This window comes from Streptomyces sp. NPDC059994, assembly GCF_042737755.1.
In the GTDB taxonomy this organism is placed as follows: Bacteria; Actinomycetota; Actinomycetes; order Streptomycetales; family Streptomycetaceae; genus Streptomyces.
Genome location: NZ_JBHWUR010000079.1, coordinates 1 through 16805, shown reverse-complemented (window position 1 = coordinate 16805; position 16805 = coordinate 1). Strand labels below are relative to the sequence as shown.

Here is a 16805-nt window from a genome sequence, read left to right as displayed (position 1 = left end):
CGGCACGGCCCACGGAGGGTGCCGACCCCCCTCTGAACCATCTGGCTGAACCAGCTGAACCGACGTCCCGCCAGATCACGTCGGACCAGGCCTGTTTCGCGCCCGGGAAACCTCTGACATGTTCAGCGCAGGTGGCGCGCTACGATGCACGCCACGGGGGCCCGGCCAGGCCCGATATACGCGGGAGAACACGTGAAGTTCGGGCTGCTCGGTCCGCTGTCCGTCCATGACGATCAAGGGGTCGAGCGGACACCCGCGTCGCCCAAGGGCCGGGCGCTGCTGACCGCACTGCTGCTCACGCCCGGCCGTGCGGTACCGCTGGCCCGGCTGGAGACGGCGCTGTGGGGCGAGCGCCCACCGGCCACCGCCCGCGCCTCGCTCCACAACCACCTGCTGCGGCTGCGCCGTTCGCTGGGCGAGGAGACCCGGATCAGGGCGGTGCCCGGAGGCATGCTCCTGGACGTCGAGGAGGGCGAGCTGGACACCCGCGTCTTCGGTGAGCGCCTCGACGCGGCACGGGCCGCGCGCCTGGCGGAGGACTGGGACACCGTCGTACGGGAAGCGGACACCGCGCTGGCGCTGTGGCGCGGCACCCCGCTCGACGAGTTCCCGGCGCTCGCCGAAGACGAGCGCGCCCGGCTCGGGCAGTGGCAGGAGGCCCGGATGCAGGCGCTGGAATGGCGCTGCGACGCGGAGCTGCGGTGCGGCCGGCACGACGGACTGCTGCCCCAGCTGTCCCGTCTGGTCGTCGAGTTCCCGCTGCGCGAGGCCTTCCACGTACAGGTCATGCGGGTGCTGCACCGCGGCGGACGGCGGGCCGAGGCGCTCGCCGCCTACCACCGGCTGCGCCGCACACTCATCGACGAACTGGGCGTCGAGCCGGGCCCCGACGCGGCCACCGCGTACCTGGACATCCTGACCGACGACGCCCCGCCGCCCGCGCGGGCCCCGGACGCCGACGCCACCGTACCGACGTCCCTGCCCCGCGACGTCGCCGCCTTCACCGGCCGCGAGCGCGAGGTCGAGGCCCTGGTCTCGGCGGTACGCGACGGATCCGCCGGAGCCTCCGGCGTGGTCGGCATCCATGCCGTCGACGGCATGCCGGGAGTGGGCAAGACCGCGTTCGCCGTCCACGTCGCCCACCGCCTCGCGGCCGACTTCCCCGACGGCAGTCTGTTCCTCTCCCTGCACGCGCACACGCACGGAACGCCGCCCGTCGACCTCGGCACCGCGCTGACCAGCCTGTTGCTCGCCCTGGGGACCGACCCTCAGCGCATCCCGGCCGACCTCTCCGCGCGCGCCGGGATGTGGCGAGGCAAACTCGCGGGCGGGCGCTACCTCGTCCTCCTCGACGACGCCCGCGGCAGCGAACAGGTGGAGCCGCTGCTGCCCGGGACGCCGGGGTCGCTGGTCCTGATCACCAGCCGCCGACGGCTGGTCGCGCTCGCGGACGCGGTGCCGGTCACGCTGGACGTGCTGACCGAGGACCGGGCGGTACGGCTCCTCGTGGCCAAGGCCGGGCGCGCGGACCTGACGGCCCAGCACCCCGGCTGCGCCGGACTCGCCCGGCTCTGCGGACACCTGCCGCTGGCCCTGCACCTCACCGCCGCGCGGCTGCGCCACCACCGCGCGTGGAGCACCGAGGACGTGATCGCCGACCTGGCCGCCGCGAGCGGCCGCCTGGCGGCGCTCAGCTCCGAGAACGTCTCCGTACGGGCCGCCTTCGAGCTCTCCTACCGCGACCTCTCCCCGGACCAGCAACTGCTCTTCCGCCGCCTGGGGCGGCAGCCGGGTCTCGACTTCGACGCGTACGCCGTCGCCGCGCTCCACGGCACGGACCTGCCGACGGCCCGCCGCCTCCTGGAGGAGCTGGAGGACCACCATCTCGTCGAGGAACCCTCGCGCGGCCGCTATCGGATGCACGACCTGGTGCGCGACTACGCGCGCGCCCTCACCGACGCCGAGCACGACGCCGGAGACTGCGCCGACGCGGCGCAGGCCGTGGAGCGCCAGCTCGGCTACTACCTGCACGCGGCCCTCGGAGCCAGTCGCTCCTTCGCCCGCTACGACACCCCGGCCCGCACTCCCCGCACCCCTGCCCCGCCGGCTCTGCCGCCGGTCGCGGAGGAGGGGCGGGCGCTCGCCTGGATGCGGGCCGAACACGCCAACCTGAGCGCGGCGGTCGCCCACGCGGCCCGCCACGGCCACGGCGAGCACGCGGTACAACTACCCGCCGTCATGGCGGAGTTCATGCGCACCCAGGGCTACTGGGGCGACGCCCTCGCGCTGCACCGGACGGCGCTCGGCGCGGCGCTCCTGACCGAGGACCCGCTCGGTCGCGCCGTCGCGCTGCGCAACACCGCGGTCATCGAGACGCTCCAGGCCGAGTTCGAACCGGCCGAGAGCAACCTGCTGGCCGCCCTCGACATCTTCCGCGGCCTGCGGGACCCGGGCCGCGAGGCCATCGCGCTCCACGACCTCTCCTCCATCCTGCGCCGCACCGGACGCTATGAGGAGGCGCAGAGCTCGCTGCGTCACTCTCTACGCCTGTTCGGGGAGAACCGGGACGCGCGTGGCCAAGCCCAGGTGCTCATCGAGCTCGGCCACGTCGAGCAGCTCACCGGACGCTTCGCGGAGGCGGCCGACAGCATGGGACGCGCGCTGGAACTGCACCGCGCCCTGGACAACCGCCTCGGCCAGGCCAACGCGCTCACCGCGCTCGGTGACGTACGCAAGTCGACCGGCGCGTACGCGGAATCCGTCTCCTGCCACCGCCGGGCCCTGGCGCTCTTCCGCGATCTGGGCAACGAGCTGGGCGAGGCGAACGTGCTGAGCGACCTCGGAGACGTACTGCGCCTGACCGGGGCGTACGAAGAGGCGCTGGAGAGCGTCGGGCAGGCGTCGCGCCTCTACCGGTCACTCGGCGCCCGCCTGGGCGCGGCCAACGCGCTCGCGCACCTTGGCAGGATCAAGCAGCGCACCGGCCGGCTGACGGAGGCGGAGAAGGACCTCCAGGAGGCGCTCGACGCCGTCCGCTCCCTCAACAGCCGTATGGGGCAGGCCTATGTGCTGATGTATCTGGCCGAGGTCCGGGTCCTGAGCGGCTGCCACGCGTACGCCCTGGAGAACGCCATCGCGAGCGTGGCGCTGTGCCGGGAGATCGGGGACCTCGGAGGCGAGGCCGAGGCGCTCAACACCCTCGGCACGGTCCAGCGGGCGGACGCGGCTCCGGCCGACGCCCTCGGCTCCCACCGGCGGGCCCTCGAACTGGCCCGTGAGGTCCGGTCGCCGTACGAGGAGGCCCGCGCCCTCGAAGGCCTCGGCGAGAGCCTGGACGAACTGGACCGGCCGGACGAGGCCGTCGAGCATCTGACCCACGCGCTTGACCTCACCCGCGCACTCCAGGTCCCGGACGCCCAGCGCATCGAGGCCCGTATCGCGCGGGGGCGGCGGCCGCTCCAGTAGCGGTCGTGCTGTCGGCGGGCGGGCCGGGGTTCGCTCCGCCCGTCCAGTCGGGGCGACGGCGTCAACCGGCGCGGCTTGAGAACCAGCGCGGGGGCGGCCGCTGACGATCTCCTCCTGAATGTGCCGCCAGCGGCGATCCGGCCACCGAGTGCGGTGATCTCGGCGGTGATCTTCTGGGTCCGTTCCCTTTCGTGTCGGTCCGCTCCCCGTCAAGCGTTGATCACGATTCGGCAAATTTGGAACCCTTGCATCTGCTTTGTCCATCCCCGGAGGCGGAACACGACCGTCGTGCCCGAGGGGCCGAAGCATGCCGGAGCCATTGATGTCGCACACGTCCACCAAGACCAGGAACGGGGCCGAGACCTATGAGTCCCGTGGCCACCGCCGCGCTTCCAAGGCCCGGCGATGGCTTGTCGCCGTGGTCTGCGTGGGGCTGCTCGGGGCGATCGCCTGGCCGGTCATGAGCTACTTCGAGATACCGCCCTTCACGGACAAGGGCGACCCCATCTCGTACGGCAAGATCGACAACAAGGGCGACGGCACCCCGCGGAAGCCGGTGGACTCCAAGACCCTGATGCCGACCGGACCGGCCGCCGACTTCAAGATCGCCAGCACGCTGGGCAACGGGACGCACGTCGGCGTCGTGAAGATCACCGGAAAGAAGTCCGGCTTCACGGGCAAGGTGTGGGTCTGGGCGCCGAAGGAGTACGACGACCCGAAGTACGACAAGAGCGGCTTCCCCGTCCTGATCGCACTCCCGGGCGGCCCCGGCTTCCCCAGCAACTACTGGATGGACAACAACCTCAAGCTGGAGTCGTCCATCTCCAAGTGGGCCGAGGAGGGCAAGGGCAAACCGTTTCTGCTGGCCATGCCGGTGCTGAACCCCAAGCCCGACGACGGCGGGCTCTACTGGGACGGCAGCGACATCCCCGGCCAGCCCAAGATGGGCACCTGGCTGACCGAGGACGTGCCCGACCTCATGCGGCAGAACTTCCGCACGATCAAGTCGCGCGACGGCTGGGCCTTCATGGGCTCCTCCTCCGGCGGCTTCGCCGGCCTCAAGGCCGTGCTGAAGCACCCCGACAAGTTCAAGGCCGTCATCGCCTCCGGCCCCGACATCGTCCCCGACTCGCGCTTGTGGAACGGCCACCCCGAAGAGAAGGCCGAGAACAACCCCGAGGTGCTCTCCAAGCGGCTGATCGCCGCCAAGGGGCCGGACGTGTACCTCGCCTTCCAGTACGGGACGAAGGAGTCGTCCGTCATCCCCAAGGTGAACAAGTACATCGCCACCTACGGGAACAAGGGCCCGATCCACACCCACCTCGAAGTCATCCAGGGCGGGCGACACAACGCTGTGACGTATGTGAAGGGGATGGAAGCGAGCAGCATGCAGTGGATCAGCGAACAGATCGAGGGACCCACGCCATCGCCCTGAGGCGGGAGGGGCGGCCCACCGGCCTCACGCCAGGATCTTGGCCTTGGCGCGCTCGTACTCCTCCGGAGTGATGTCGCCCTTGTCCTTGAGCGCGGAGAGCTTGCTCAGCTCCTCCACCGAACCGCCCCCGCCGGTTCCGGCCGCGTTGCGGACGTACTGCTGGAACGCGTCCTCCTGCTGCTTGAGCTGCTTCACGTCGCGCTGTCCCATGCCCTGTCCACGGGCGATGAGATAGACGAAGACACCGAGGTAGGGCAGGACGAGCACGAAGAACAGCCATCCCGCCTTGGCCCAGCCGCCGAGGCTGTGGTCGCGGAAGATGTCGGTGACCACCTTGAAGAGCAGGAAGAACCACATCACCCACAGGAACAGCCACAGCATCGTCCAGAAGAGGTTGAGGAGTGGGTAGTCGTCCATGCCTGTCTCCGATCACGGGGGTGATCCCTTCCTACCTTCGGTAGGACGAGGTCGCACTCCGGAGGAGGCCGGCCGGACGGTCCCTCCGCCTCCGGTGGCGGGACCGTCCGTTCCCGTCTCTCCTGAAGCAGAGGGCGGACGGGCGCCGGGCGCGCCGGGCGCCCGACAGCACCACGCGTACACCGGAGCGGCCCATGGAACGCGCAGGCCTGGGCGACCGGCGCCGCCGCCGCCCCCTCATCGGCCATCTGCTGCGCTCGGTGGCCTCGGCGGTTCTGCTGATCGCGCTGTACTACCTGGCCCCGCTGGACCGAGGACTCGGCGTCGGCGCCGCCGTGATGCTCGTGCTGGGGCTGGCGCTCTTCGGCTGTCTCACGGCCTGGCAGATCGCCGCCATCACCCATGCGGAGTATCCGCGGCTGCGGGCGATCGAGGCGCTGGCCACCGCTGTGCCGCTCTTCCTCGTGCTGTTCTCCGCGACGTACTTCCTGCTCGCCGACAACCAGCCGTCGTCGTTCTCGGAGCCGCTGAGCCGGACCGACGCGCTGTACTTCACGGTCACGGTGTTCGCGACCGTCGGCTTCGGCGACATCGCGCCCACCACCGGCACCAGCCGTGTGCTGACCACCGTGCAGATGCTCGCGGATCTGATCGTGGTGGGCGTGATCGCCAAGGTCCTCTTCGGCGCGGTCCGCATCGGGCTGCGCCGCCGGGGCAAGGCCCCCGAGTACCCGGAGGAGGAGCCGTGACCGCCGACGGGACGCAGCCGCAGGAGGCGGACCTGCTGAGGGGCATGCTCCGGGCGCCCGGCTATCTCAAGGCGCTCGTGCTGTGCGCACTCATCGGTATCCCGGTGTCCCTCGCCGCGTTCTGGTTCATGGTCGGGCTGCACGAACTGGAACACGTGCTGTGGGCCGGGCTTCCGCACACCCTGGGCTGGGACCTTCCGCCGTGGTGGTGGCCACTGCCCCTGCTCCTCTTCGCCGGGGCGGCGGTGGGTCTGGTAGCGGGACGGCTGCCGGGCGCGGGCGGTCACATCCCGGCCGCGGGACTGCACGCCGGCGGCGCCTCCTCGGCCGCGCTGCCCGGTGTGCTGCTCGCCGCGGTGGTGTGTCTGCCGTTCGGCGCGGTGCTGGGGCCCGAGGCGCCGCTGATCGCCCTCGGCGGCGGGCTCGCCCTCTGGTTCAGGGACCTCGCCAGGGTTCCCGCGACCCCGCAGAGCACGACGCTCCTGGGGGCGGCCGGAGCCGCCGCGGCCATCGCGGCGATCTTCGGCAACCCGCTGGTCGCCGCGGTCCTCCTGATCGAGGTCGCGGGCGTCGGCGGCCCGCAGCTCTTCGCGGTCATGCTCCCGGCCCTGCTGTCCAGCGGGGTGGGGTCCCTGGTGTTCACCGGCTTCGGGCGCTGGACCGGCCTGGAGACGGGCAGCCTGGCCCTGAAGCTGCCCACGCCCTTCCCCCGGGTGGACGCGGGTGACGTGGTCTGGGCGCTGGTCCTGGGCGTGGCCCTCACGGTCGCCCTGCACCCGGTGTTCGCGGTCGGCCGGTCGGTCGCGGCGTACGTCGCCGGTCGCGCACTGGTCCGTACGATCGGCTGCGCCCTGGGCGCCGCGGCGTGCGCCGCGCTCTATGCGCTGATCACCGGCCGCTCGCCGGCGGACGTCGCCTCGTCCGGGCAGGCCACGCTGGGCGGACTGGCCGCCGACCCGCACGCCTGGGGTGTCGGCGCGCTGCTGGCGGTCCTCCTGTTCAAGAGCGCCGCCTACGCGCTGTGCCTCGGCAGTCTGCGCGGCGGACCGGTGTTCCCGGCGCTCTTCCTGGGAGCCGCGGTGGGGGTGCTGCTCGCGCCCCTGCCGGGTCTGGGAGTCGTACCGGGGATGGCGGCGGGCATGGCTGCCGCCGCGGTCGGTGTCCTGAGGCTGCCCGTGAGCAGTGTGGTCCTCGTGGTCCTCCTGCTGGGCGGCTCCGCCATGATGCCGGTCGTGATCCTGGCGGCCGTGGTCGCCTTCGTCACGGTGGAGCTGCTGCCGGCGCGCTGACGGCCCTGGGCTGGGGCGTGGTCCAGGAGGGCCCGGCCCACGGTCGGCGCAAGCGCCTCCGCCCGCACAGCGACGGGTGGCGGCTGCCCCGCCTCACCCGGTGGCAGCCGGCTGCCGCACCAGGTGGAGAGCCGGGCCGCCTACCGCTCCGGTTGCAGGAGGTATCTCCACCCCCTGTGTGACGCCGTACGCCGGCCCCGCTCCCTATGTCGCCGTACTCCGGCGGCAAGCCGACACCCCGCCGGAGTACGGCGACACGTGTCGCGCCACACGCGGTCGCCCCCATCCACGGGAGGCCCCATGAAACAGGTACGCCCCCTCGTCGTCGCCCTCATCAGCGCGGGAGTACTGGACGGCGGGGGCACGCTCGCCCCGGCCGATGCGGCCACGTCCGCCACCCGGGCGCCGAGCGCCGCCGGATGTGCGCAGACCCGGCCGTTCCTCTCCCGGGGCGACCGGGGCACCCGCGTCCGGTTCCTCCGGCAGAAGCTCACCGACCAGGGCGTCAGCACCCGCGTCGACGGCGTCTTCGGCAGCGGGACGACCAAGTCGGTGAAGAGCTTCCCGTACGTGTGCGGCTACCGCGGCCACGACGTGGACGGGCTGGTCGGGCCCCGCACCTGGGCCGGTCTGCTGGACCGCGCCTGCGGGTGAGGAGCGGCCCAACACGCAGGTCAGCGCGCCCGATCCACCCCAGGGTGTACATCCAAGGGTCCACCGCCCGGCCGCGAAGTTCGGTCGACGGGTTGATGTGGTGATCGCCGGGTTTCCGGCACGCTTAGCACATGCTGAGCAACCGACATCATCTGACGGGGCGCCAAAAGGCGCGAAATATGCGGAGACTGGGCTCTGCTGTGGCCTCGCTGTGCCTCGTCTCCGGCACCGCCGCGCTGTTACCGGCGCCCGCTTCCGCCGCGGCGGAACCGGACGGCAAACGGGTGGGCGACCACGGCTACACCTCGCAGATCCGCCGCACCGAGTACGGCATCCCACACGTCCTGGCCCACGACTACGGCGGCTTGGGGTACGGATACGGGTACGCGTTCGCGCAGGACAACCTGTGTCAACTCGCCGACCAGGTAACGACGTTGCGGGGCGAGCGCTCCAGATACCTCGGCCCGACGGAGACGACCGCCGACGGCACCCCCAACCTGGCGAGCGACACCTACCACCAGGGTCTGCGGCAGGCCGGTACGGTCCGGCGGCTGCTCGACCGCCCGGCGCCGCTCGGCCCGACGCCCGAGCTGCGCCGGATGGTCGAGGGGTACGCCGCCGGGTACAACCGGTATCTGCGTGACACCGGCGCCGCTCACCTGCCGGATCCGACGTGCAAGGGCAAGCCCTGGGTCGGCCCGGTCAGTGCCATGGACATCTGGAACCTCGTCTACGACGTCAACGGCGCCGCCGGGGCGACGGCGCTCAAGCAGGCCATCGCCACCGCGGCCCCGCCGACCGCGGGCAAGGCCACGAAGCCGACGAAGCCGCTACGTGGGGCGACGGCGGCGCGCGGCGCCGGTGCGGGCGGCTCGGCCTCGACCCCGTCGACCCCGTCGAGGCGCACCGGCCCCCGCCGCGACGACCTCGGCAGCAACGGCTGGGCGCTCGGCCGTGACGTGACCCGAGGCCGCGACGGCATGCTGCTGGCCAACCCGCACCTGGCTTGGATCGGCGGGGACCGCTTCTACCAGGTGCAGTTGACGATCCCGGGCGTCATCGACGTCGCGGGCGCGAGCATCTACGGCACCCCGCTCGTCGAGATCGGCCACACCCGCGCCCTCGCCTGGACGCACACCACGAGCTACACCGACCACGCCTCGCTCTACCGCCTCACCCTCACGCCCGGCGACCCGACGAGCTACCTCGTCGACGGCAAGGCGGTGCAGATGACCCGCCGGACCGTACCGGTCACGGTCCGCGGCGCCGACGGCAAGCCCTCCACCGTCACCACCACCCTCTACACCTCCCGGTACGGGCCGGTCCTCGCCGAGGGCTGGACGCGCACCGAGGCGTACGCGCTGAGGGATGCCAACGCCGACAACCTGCGCTCGATGAACGAGTGGCTGGCGATCGGCAGGGCGCAGTCCGTGGCCCAGCTCAAGCAGGCGCACCAGACGTACCAGGGCATCCCCTGGACGTACACGATGGCCACGGACACGACCGGCACCGCGTACTTCAACGACTCCTCCGCCGTGCCGAACGTCACCGACGACCGGCTCAAGCGGTGCGCCCTGCCGGGCGAGGACCACGATGTGGCGGGCGTGCTCGACGGTTCGACCTCGGGCTGCGACTGGGGCAGCGACCCCGACGCGGTCGTGCCGGGCATCTTCGGCCCCGGCCACCAGCCCCGGCTGACCCGGACCGACTACGTGGCCAACTCCAACAACGACTCGACCCTGACCAACCCCTCGGCGCCGCTGACCGGTTACCCGCGGATGTACCGCGCCGGAGTGCCGCTCGGGCCGCGCGCCCAGCTCGGGCTCCAGATGATCGCGGGCCGGCGCGACGGCACCGACGGACTCGGCACGCCGGGGTTCACCCTGTCCACGCTGCGGGCGAGCATGCTCGGTAACCGCAACTACACGGCGGAGCTGGGCCGCGACGACGCGGTCGCGATGTGCCGCGCGCACCCCGTCCTGACCGCCACCGACGGCACCGAGGTGGATGTGCGCGCCGCCTGCGGCGTCCTCGCGGCCTGGGACACCCGCGACGACGCCGACAGCCGCGGCGCCGTGCTGTGGCAGGCGTTCCGCACCCAAGTGGGCGGCCGGCACCCGTGGTGGCGCGTTCCGTACGACCCGGCCCAGCCGCTCACCACCCCGCGCGGGCTCAACGGCGACGATCCGCAGGTGCGGCGCGCGCTGGCCGACGCCGTGCGCGGGCTGGCCGCCGACAAGGTGCCCCTGGACGCGCCGATAGGCAGCGTGCAGCGCTGGGCGGGGATCCCGCTGCCCGGCTGCTCCGGCGGTGAGGGCTGCTTCAACGTCGTGAACGCGTCGCCCACGTCGGGCAGCGGCGGCGCCACCCGCCCGAACTCCCCGGAGGACTACGCGTCGGGCTCCAGTTTCATCATGGCCACGGAGCTGACGTCGCAGGGTCCGCGCACCCGTACGATCCTCACCTACGGGCAGTCCGCCAACCCCGAATCGCCCCACTACACCGACCAGGCCGTCCTCTTCTCGCACAAGCGCTGGGTCACGGAACGGTTCACCGAGGCGGAGACGGAGTCCGATCCCCAGCTCCGGACCACGACCCTGCACGGCTGACCGGGGCGATCCGAACGGGCCGCGCCCTCCCCGCGGTGGAGGAGCCGCCCGCGGAGCTGTGGCGGCGTGCGGTGCAGCGGTGGACCGACCCGTTCGTGACCGAGGCGCCCTCCGGCGCGGGCACCACGCACGGCTGGGCCGAGGCCGTGAGACGCATCGACTACCACTTCGGCTCCGACGAGGTCCGCGCCCGCCTTGACCGCCGCCCGGCGTTCCCCGCGCCGACCGGAGGGTGAGGAGTCGGGCCGAGCGGCGGGCCCGCCGCGTGCTGGGAGGTGGGCGGACGGGCCCCGGCGGCCCGCTCGAAAGGTGATCTGCAATCTCCCTGTCCACAGCCAGACTTGCAGGTGAGGCGGGTCGCACCTACGGTTGGCGAGCCGTGGTGTTCGGGAAGACCGGTGCAAGACCGGAGCGGCCCTCGCCACTGTGATCGGGCCCCATGCCGTTCAGGCCATGAACGGCTTCGGGTAGCCCGTCCCGTTGTGCCACTGGCGGCCGTGAGGCCGCTGGGAAGGCGGGGACGGTGCGATACCCCGGAAGCCAGGAGACCGGCCACGGCATCTCGCGTAATGATCCACGAGGTGCTGGAGCGTGAACGAATGACCCTGCCCACCCTGCCCGCCACTTTCCAGTGGCGGCGTGAGGACACCGTCCGCACCGCCTGGCTGCTGGCGGTGATCGCCGCCCTGCACGTCGTGGCGTTCGGCATACTCTTCCTGCTCGTCGTGCCCGAGCACTACGAGGTCGGCTCGAAGACGTTCGGCCTGGGCCTCGGCGTCACCGCCTACACCCTCGGCATGCGGCACGCCTTCGACGCCGATCACATCGCCGCCATCGACAACACCACCCGCAAGCTGATGGCCGACGGCAAACGGCCGGTGTCGGTCGGCTTCTGGTTCGCGCTCGGGCACTCCAGCGTCGTGGTCGCGATGGCGGCGCTGGTCGCCGGGGGCGCGCAGCTCGCGGGCACCCTGATGAACGATGACTCGCCGACCCACCAGACCCTCGGCGTCGTCGGAACGACCGTCTCCGGATCGTTCCTCTACCTCATCGCCGCGCTCAACCTCCTCGCCCTCGTCGGCATCCTGCGGGTCTTCCGGGCCATGCGTGAGGGAACGTACGACGAGGCCGAGCTGGAACAGCACCTGGACTCACGGGGGTTCATGAACCGCCTCCTGGGCCGCTTCACCAAGTCGATCACCCGGCCCGGCCAGATGTACCCCCTGGGCTTCCTCTTCGGGCTCGGCTTCGACACCGCCACCGAGGTCACCCTGATGGTGATGGCCGGCTCGGGGGCGGCCGCCGGGCTGCCCTGGTACGCCGTGCTGTGCCTGCCGCTGCTCTTCGCGGCGGGGATGAGCCTGTTCGACACCATCGACGGTACGTTCATGAACTTCGCCTACCAGTGGGCCTTCTCCAACCCCGTGCGCAAGGTGTTCTACAACCTCACCATCACCGGGCTCTCCATCGCGGTGGCCTTCCTGATCGGCACGATCGAGCTGGTGGGCGTCCTGCACGAAAAGCTCGATCTGAGCGACGGTGTCACCGGCTGGGTCGCGGACCTCGACCTGGACAACGTGGGCTTCATCATCGTCGGCCTGTTCGTCGCGGTGTGGGCCGCGGCCCTGGCGTACTGGCGGTTCGCCAAGGTCGAGCAGCGGTGGGCGGTGCGCGTCGCCGCAGCCGCCGAGGGGCCCGGCCAGGGCGGGCCGGGCACGGCCCGGGACGAGGCCGCCCCGGCCGCGGACGTCATCTGAAGGCCACGACGTTGTCCGCCGCCCAGGCCGTGAACGTACGCGGTGCCCGGCCCAGGACGCGCTCCACGTCCGGACTCACCCGCCGCTCCTCGGGCGTGGGTTCGCCGAGGATGCCGAGCGTGGCCTCGACCACCGGCTCCGGCATGAAACGCATCAGCAGCTCCCGCGCCTCGGCCCGGCTCTGCTCGACGAACCGCACCGACGCCCCCAGCGCGTCACCGATCGCCCGGGCCTGCTCGCGCGGCGAGACCGGGGCCGGTCCGGTGAGTTCGTACGTCCGGCCCGCGTGGCTCCCGTCGCGCAGGGCCACGGCGGCGACCGCGGCGATGTCGGCCGGATCGATGACGGGCAGGCCGACGTCGCCGAAGGGTGCCGTGACCGTCCGCTCGGAGCGGACCGAGGGCGACCACATGTAGGCGTTGGAGGCGAACCCGCTGGGCCGCAGGACCGTCCACTGGAGGCCCGACTCCCGTACGGCGTCCTCGAAGGCGCGCAGCCGGGCATGCGCGGGGGAGTGCGGCCGGGTGGCAGTGGCCTGCGACGACTGGAGGACGACCCGCCGGACCCCGGCGGCCCGCGCCGTGTCGAGGATGGCGTACGGGTCGAGGCCTTCGCCGTCACCGGGGACGAGGAGGTACAGCGCGTCGGCCCCGTCGAGGCCCCGCTTGAGGCTCTCGGGCCGGGCCGGATCGGCCTGCTGGAACTCCACGTTGCCCGGCGTCTCCCCGGCCGGGGCGCGGCGGGAGACCGCGGTCACCCACTCGCCGGCCGAGGCCAGGGTCTGTACGAGGTGTCGTCCGACGTTCCCGGTTGCTCCGGTCACCACAATCATGATCTCTCCCTGATGGTGTGTACGGCGCGGCTCCTGATCAGTCAGCTGATCTCTCCGCGCTCGGTCTGCACTCATCCTGGAAGCCAAACTGGCCATCTCCTGGCCAGTTTTCCCAGGACAATGATCGCTATGAGAGCTGACCGTCTGGTGGCGACCCTGCTGTTCCTTCAGACGCGCGGACGCGTGACCGCGCGTGAGGTGGCGGCGGAGCTGGAGGTGTCCGAGCGCACCGCGCGCCGCGACCTGGAGGCGCTGGCCGCCGCCGGTATCCCCGTGTACTCCCAGCACGGGCGGGGCGGCGGCTGGTCCCTGGTCGGCGGGGCCCGTACCGACCTCACGGGCCTGACCGCCGCCGAGATCCGTGCGATGTTCCTGGTCGCGGGGCCGTCGGCGCACTCGCCCGAACTGCGCACCGCGCTGCGGAAGTTGGTGCGGGCCCTGCCCGCGACGCTCCGGCCCGACGCCGAGGCCGCGTCGAAGGCAGGTGTCACGGACGGCACGGACTGGTCGCGCCTGCCCGTCACCGCGGGCACGCCGCTGCTGGACGCGCTGCAACGGGCGGTGGTGGACGGCCTGCGGATCCGGCTCGGATACGCCCGCCCCGGCAGCCCGGCCGGTACGCGCACGGTCGACCCGCTGGGCCTCGTCACCAAGGCGGGAGTCCCGTATCTCGTGGCCGGTACGGAGAAGGGAGCGCGGGGAGGAGACGAGGTGGCCGCCGGATCCGTCCACGACGGTCTGCGCATCTTCCGGCTCGACCGGATCACCTCGGTCGAGGTGACCGCGGACCCCGTCGTCCGGCCGGACGGCTTCGATCTGGCCACGGCCTGGCGCGCCCTGGCCGCCCCGATGGAGGAGCGGATGCGGGGGGCGACCGTACGGGGACGGGCCGAGCCCGCGGCCGGGCGCGTCCTGGGCGTTCTGTTCGGCGGCCGCCTGCGCCTGGGCGGCGAACGGGCCGACGGATGGCTGGAGATGGAGATCGACGGCCCGTCCCCGGAAGTCGTGGCCGCGCAACTGGCCGGTCTCGGGGCGCGCGTGGAGATACTCGAACCCCCGCGGGCCCGCGAGCGGCTCGCGCAGCTCGCGGCCGAACTCGCCGCGCTCTACGGCCCGGTGTAGCGGTCACACAGGTGCATGCGCGGGTGCACCGGTGCACAGGGGGCCGGAACGGGGATCCGTCCCGGCCCCCACTGCCGTCACCCAGCAGCCAGCACGGCCTTGCGGTGGCTGAACGTCTCGATGGAGTAGCGGCCGTGGTAATTGCCCATGCCGCTCTCTCCGACGCCGCCGAACGGCAGGTCGGAGACGGTGAGATGGGCCAGCGGCAGGCCGAGGCCGAGGCCGCCCGAGGAGGTCTCGGAGGCCAGCCGCTCGCGGGTGGTCCCGGACTCGGTGAAGGCGTACAGGGCCAGCGGCTTGTCGCGGTCGTTGATGAAGTCGATGGCCTCGTCCAGGCCCGCCACCGTGACGATGGGCAGGATCGGGCCGAAGATCTCCTCCTGCATCACCGGCGCCTTGGGGTCGACGTCGGCGAGGACGGTCGGCGCGAGGTACTTGGTGGCGCGGTCGCCCTGGCCGCCGGTGACGACGCGGCCCGAGTCGAGCAGCGCGCTCAGGCGGTCGAAGTGGCGCTCGTTGACGATGCGGCCGTACTCGGCGGAGGCCTGCGGGTCGGCTCCGTACAGGGCCTCGATGGCCCGGGCCAGCGCCGGTTCGAGGGCGCGGGCGGTCTCCGGGTCGGTGAGGACGTAGTCGGGTGCGACACAGGTCTGGCCCGCGTTGAGGAACTTGCCCGCGGCCAGCCGGGCCGCGGCCGTGGCGATGTCGGCGTCCCGGTCGACGAACACCGGTGACTTGCCGCCCAGTTCGAGGGTGACCGGAGTGAGGTGCTGGACGGCCGCGGCCATGACGATGCGGCCGACGGTGCCGTTGCCGGTGTAGAAGATGTGGTCGAACCGCTGGGCCAGCAGCGCGGTCGTCTCCGGAATGCCGCCCTCCACCACGGCCACCGCGTCCGGGTCCAGATACTCGGGCAGCAGCCGCGCCAGCACGGCGGACGTGGCCGGAGCCAGCTCGCTGGGCTTGACCACGACCGCGTTCCCGGCGGCCAGGGCGCCGATCATCGGGGTGAGCAGCAGCTGCGCCGGATAGTTCCAGGGCGCGATGACCAGGACGACGCCCAGCGGGTCGTACTGCGTCCAGGCCGTCGCCCCGCCCAGGTGCTCCGGGACGGGCGCGGGCTCGGGGCGCAGCCACTGCGCGAGGTGGTCCAGGGTGTGGTCGATCTCCCGGACGGTGAAGCCGATCTCGGTGCGCTGGACTTCGGCGGGGCTCTTGCCGAGGTCCGCGTGGAGCGACTCCACCAGGTCCGTACCGCGCTCGGTGAGCATCTCGCGCAGGCGTCGCAGCTGCGTGGTGCGCCACTCGACGGGCTTGGTGCGGCCGGTGCGGAAGGTGGCGCGCAGCCGGGCGACGGTGTCGGCGGGCTGCTCCGGGGTGGTGTTCATGGTGCCTCGCTGCTGGGGGAGGCGGACCCGTCGGTCCGCGCTGTCGTCGGGGTCGAGCCGGGATCAGCTCGATGTATATGGCAACAGTTGAGGTTGGAAAATAAATTCCCGGCGCGTCCTACGGCTCCTGCCCGCCTGTGCGTGGGCCGCGCTCGCCCCGTCTTTCCGGCGGCTCGCCTTCCGTATGGGGCGGGTTCGTGCGGCCTTCCCGTGGATTCACCCCGTGTATGCGAGAAGTTTCCTACCGACCAGTAGACATTGCGCCACCGGCTGATCATTCTTGGCCGTGCGCATGCCAATTCCGTGCCGCCCGTGCCGATCGTCGAGGCCGGGCGGGTCCCTCACGGCCTCCCACCATCGCGACAGAGGAGCACCAACCCCCCATGCACCGCACTGCTTGGACGACGCGCACGGCCGTCACGGTGGCCGCAGCGGCGACCGCCCTCATCGCCGCGCCGACCGCCTCCCAGGCGGCCCCCGCCGCGGCCCCGCACTCCGTGGTGGCCCAGGCCTCCGCCTCCGGCGGGATCGCCGCGCTCAAGGGTGTCGACTACGCGACCTGGCTGCGCGACGTCCAGGGCGTCGTGGACACCGCCCGCCCGTACCTCAAGGAGCGCATCGCCGCCTCGCCCGCGGGCGAGAAGCCGGCGATCGTCCTGGACATCGACAACACCTCCCTGGAGACGGACTTCCACCACTTCTGGACGTTCCCGACCCCGGCCATCCAGTCCGTCCGCGACCTGGTGCGCGAGGCGAGTGCCCAGGGGGTCGCAGTCTTCTTCGTGACGGCCCGCCCCGGCATCATCGAGTCCCTCACCTCGTACAACCTCAAGGCCGTCGGCTACCCCGTCACCGGCCTCTACGTACGCGACCTGCCGGATCTGTTCCATGAGGTCAGCACGTACAAGACGGAGAAGCGGGCCGAGATCGAGGCGCGCGGCTACACGATCATCGCCAACTTCGGCAACAACACGACCGACCTGGTCGGCGGTCACGCCGAGCGCACCTTCAAGCTCCCGGACTACGACGGCAAGCTGTCCTGACCCGCTCGTAACGGACGACGGCGCCCCGCGGCCACTGCCGCGGGG

At 72.1% G+C, this 16805-nt stretch carries 13 protein-coding genes and 1 riboswitch; of the genes, 10 read left to right on the top strand and 3 right to left on the bottom strand.

Annotation, left to right across the window (positions count from 1 at the left end; genetic code table 11):
• Positions 1–192 precede the first annotated feature (192 nt).
• Entirely contained in the window at positions 193–3465 is a 3273-nt protein-coding gene (locus ACFWA7_RS29305; protein WP_385826085.1) for a tetratricopeptide repeat protein, read from the top strand.
• 322 nt (positions 3466–3787) lie between these two features.
• The gene (locus ACFWA7_RS29300) at positions 3788–4900 is read left to right on the top strand and encodes an alpha/beta hydrolase (RefSeq protein ID WP_385826082.1); all 1113 of its coding nucleotides are present in this window, start codon (positions 3788–3790) and stop codon (positions 4898–4900) included.
• A gap of 24 nt (positions 4901–4924) precedes the next feature.
• Here ACFWA7_RS29300 and ACFWA7_RS29295 read toward each other — a convergent pair whose 3' ends face one another.
• Complete coding sequence (locus tag ACFWA7_RS29295; protein WP_385826080.1) at positions 4925–5317, bottom strand: SHOCT domain-containing protein; 393 nt, start codon at positions 5315–5317, stop codon at positions 4925–4927.
• Between the two features lie 194 nt (positions 5318–5511).
• Between ACFWA7_RS29295 and ACFWA7_RS29290 the strand changes: the two genes are divergently transcribed.
• From ACFWA7_RS29290 to ACFWA7_RS29265, 6 genes are all read left to right on the top strand, one after another.
• Entirely contained in the window at positions 5512–6066 is a 555-nt protein-coding gene (locus ACFWA7_RS29290; RefSeq protein WP_385826078.1) for a potassium channel family protein, read from the top strand.
• A complete protein-coding gene (locus tag ACFWA7_RS29285) occupies positions 6063–7355 on the top strand; it encodes a chloride channel protein (RefSeq protein ID WP_385826076.1) in 1293 nt (430 codons plus the stop codon). The genes ACFWA7_RS29290 and ACFWA7_RS29285 overlap by 4 nt, the downstream gene beginning before the upstream one ends.
• Positions 7356–7655: 300 nt before the next feature.
• Entirely contained in the window at positions 7656–8009 is a 354-nt protein-coding gene (locus tag ACFWA7_RS29280) for a peptidoglycan-binding protein (protein WP_385826074.1), read from the top strand.
• A gap of 179 nt (positions 8010–8188) precedes the next feature.
• Positions 8189–10618 (top strand): penicillin acylase family protein, encoded by a 2430-nt coding sequence (locus ACFWA7_RS29275; RefSeq protein WP_385826072.1) that lies wholly within the window; start codon positions 8189–8191, stop codon positions 10616–10618.
• Between the two features lie 35 nt (positions 10619–10653).
• Complete coding sequence (locus ACFWA7_RS29270) at positions 10654–10854, top strand: hypothetical protein (protein ID WP_385543815.1); 201 nt, start codon at positions 10654–10656, stop codon at positions 10852–10854.
• Positions 10855–10981: 127 nt separating this feature from the next.
• A riboswitch (cobalamin riboswitch) is annotated at positions 10982–11190 on the top strand.
• 27 nt (positions 11191–11217) lie between these two features.
• A complete protein-coding gene (locus ACFWA7_RS29265; protein WP_385543816.1) occupies positions 11218–12375 on the top strand; it encodes a HoxN/HupN/NixA family nickel/cobalt transporter in 1158 nt (385 codons plus the stop codon).
• Here ACFWA7_RS29265 and ACFWA7_RS29260 read toward each other — a convergent pair.
• On the bottom strand, positions 12368–13207 hold the full coding sequence (locus ACFWA7_RS29260) for an NAD(P)H-binding protein (protein ID WP_385543818.1): 840 nt from the start codon (positions 13205–13207) through the stop codon (positions 12368–12370). The two genes, ACFWA7_RS29265 and ACFWA7_RS29260, sit on opposite strands and share 8 nt — an antisense overlap.
• A 129-nt stretch (positions 13208–13336) precedes the next feature.
• Here ACFWA7_RS29260 and ACFWA7_RS29255 point away from each other — a divergent pair, with 129 nt between their 5' ends.
• Positions 13337–14329, top strand: a complete 993-nt coding sequence (locus ACFWA7_RS29255) for a helix-turn-helix transcriptional regulator (RefSeq protein WP_385543821.1) — start codon at positions 13337–13339, stop codon at positions 14327–14329.
• Positions 14330–14406: 77 nt separating this feature from the next.
• Here the strand turns inward: ACFWA7_RS29255 and ACFWA7_RS29250 are convergent, their stop codons facing one another.
• The gene (locus ACFWA7_RS29250) at positions 14407–15717 is read right to left on the bottom strand and encodes an aldehyde dehydrogenase family protein (protein ID WP_385543824.1); all 1311 of its coding nucleotides are present in this window, start codon (positions 15715–15717) and stop codon (positions 14407–14409) included.
• Positions 15718–16100: 383 nt separating this feature from the next.
• Here ACFWA7_RS29250 and ACFWA7_RS29245 point away from each other — a divergent pair, with 383 nt between their 5' ends.
• Positions 16101–16760, top strand: coding sequence for an HAD family acid phosphatase (locus ACFWA7_RS29245; RefSeq protein WP_385543827.1), 660 nt, complete (start codon positions 16101–16103; stop codon positions 16758–16760).
• Positions 16761–16805 lie beyond the last annotated feature (45 nt).

Coding starts and splice junctions, on each gene's coding strand:
- ACFWA7_RS29300 (WP_385826082.1), top strand. CDS start 3,788: ATGTCGCACACGTCCACCAAGACCAGGAACGGGGCCGAGACCTATGAG.
- ACFWA7_RS29295 (WP_385826080.1), bottom strand. CDS start 5,317: ATGGACGACTACCCACTCCTCAACCTCTTCTGGACGATGCTGTGGCTG.
- ACFWA7_RS29290 (WP_385826078.1), top strand. CDS start 5,512: ATGGAACGCGCAGGCCTGGGCGACCGGCGCCGCCGCCGCCCCCTCATC.
- ACFWA7_RS29280 (WP_385826074.1), top strand. CDS start 7,656: ATGAAACAGGTACGCCCCCTCGTCGTCGCCCTCATCAGCGCGGGAGTA.
- ACFWA7_RS29275 (WP_385826072.1), top strand. CDS start 8,189: ATGCGGAGACTGGGCTCTGCTGTGGCCTCGCTGTGCCTCGTCTCCGGC.
- ACFWA7_RS29265 (WP_385543816.1), top strand. CDS start 11,218: ATGACCCTGCCCACCCTGCCCGCCACTTTCCAGTGGCGGCGTGAGGAC.
- ACFWA7_RS29260 (WP_385543818.1), bottom strand. CDS start 13,207: ATGATTGTGGTGACCGGAGCAACCGGGAACGTCGGACGACACCTCGTA.
- ACFWA7_RS29255 (WP_385543821.1), top strand. CDS start 13,337: ATGAGAGCTGACCGTCTGGTGGCGACCCTGCTGTTCCTTCAGACGCGC.
- ACFWA7_RS29250 (WP_385543824.1), bottom strand. CDS start 15,717: ATGAACACCACCCCGGAGCAGCCCGCCGACACCGTCGCCCGGCTGCGC.
- ACFWA7_RS29245 (WP_385543827.1), top strand. CDS start 16,101: ATGCACCGCACTGCTTGGACGACGCGCACGGCCGTCACGGTGGCCGCA.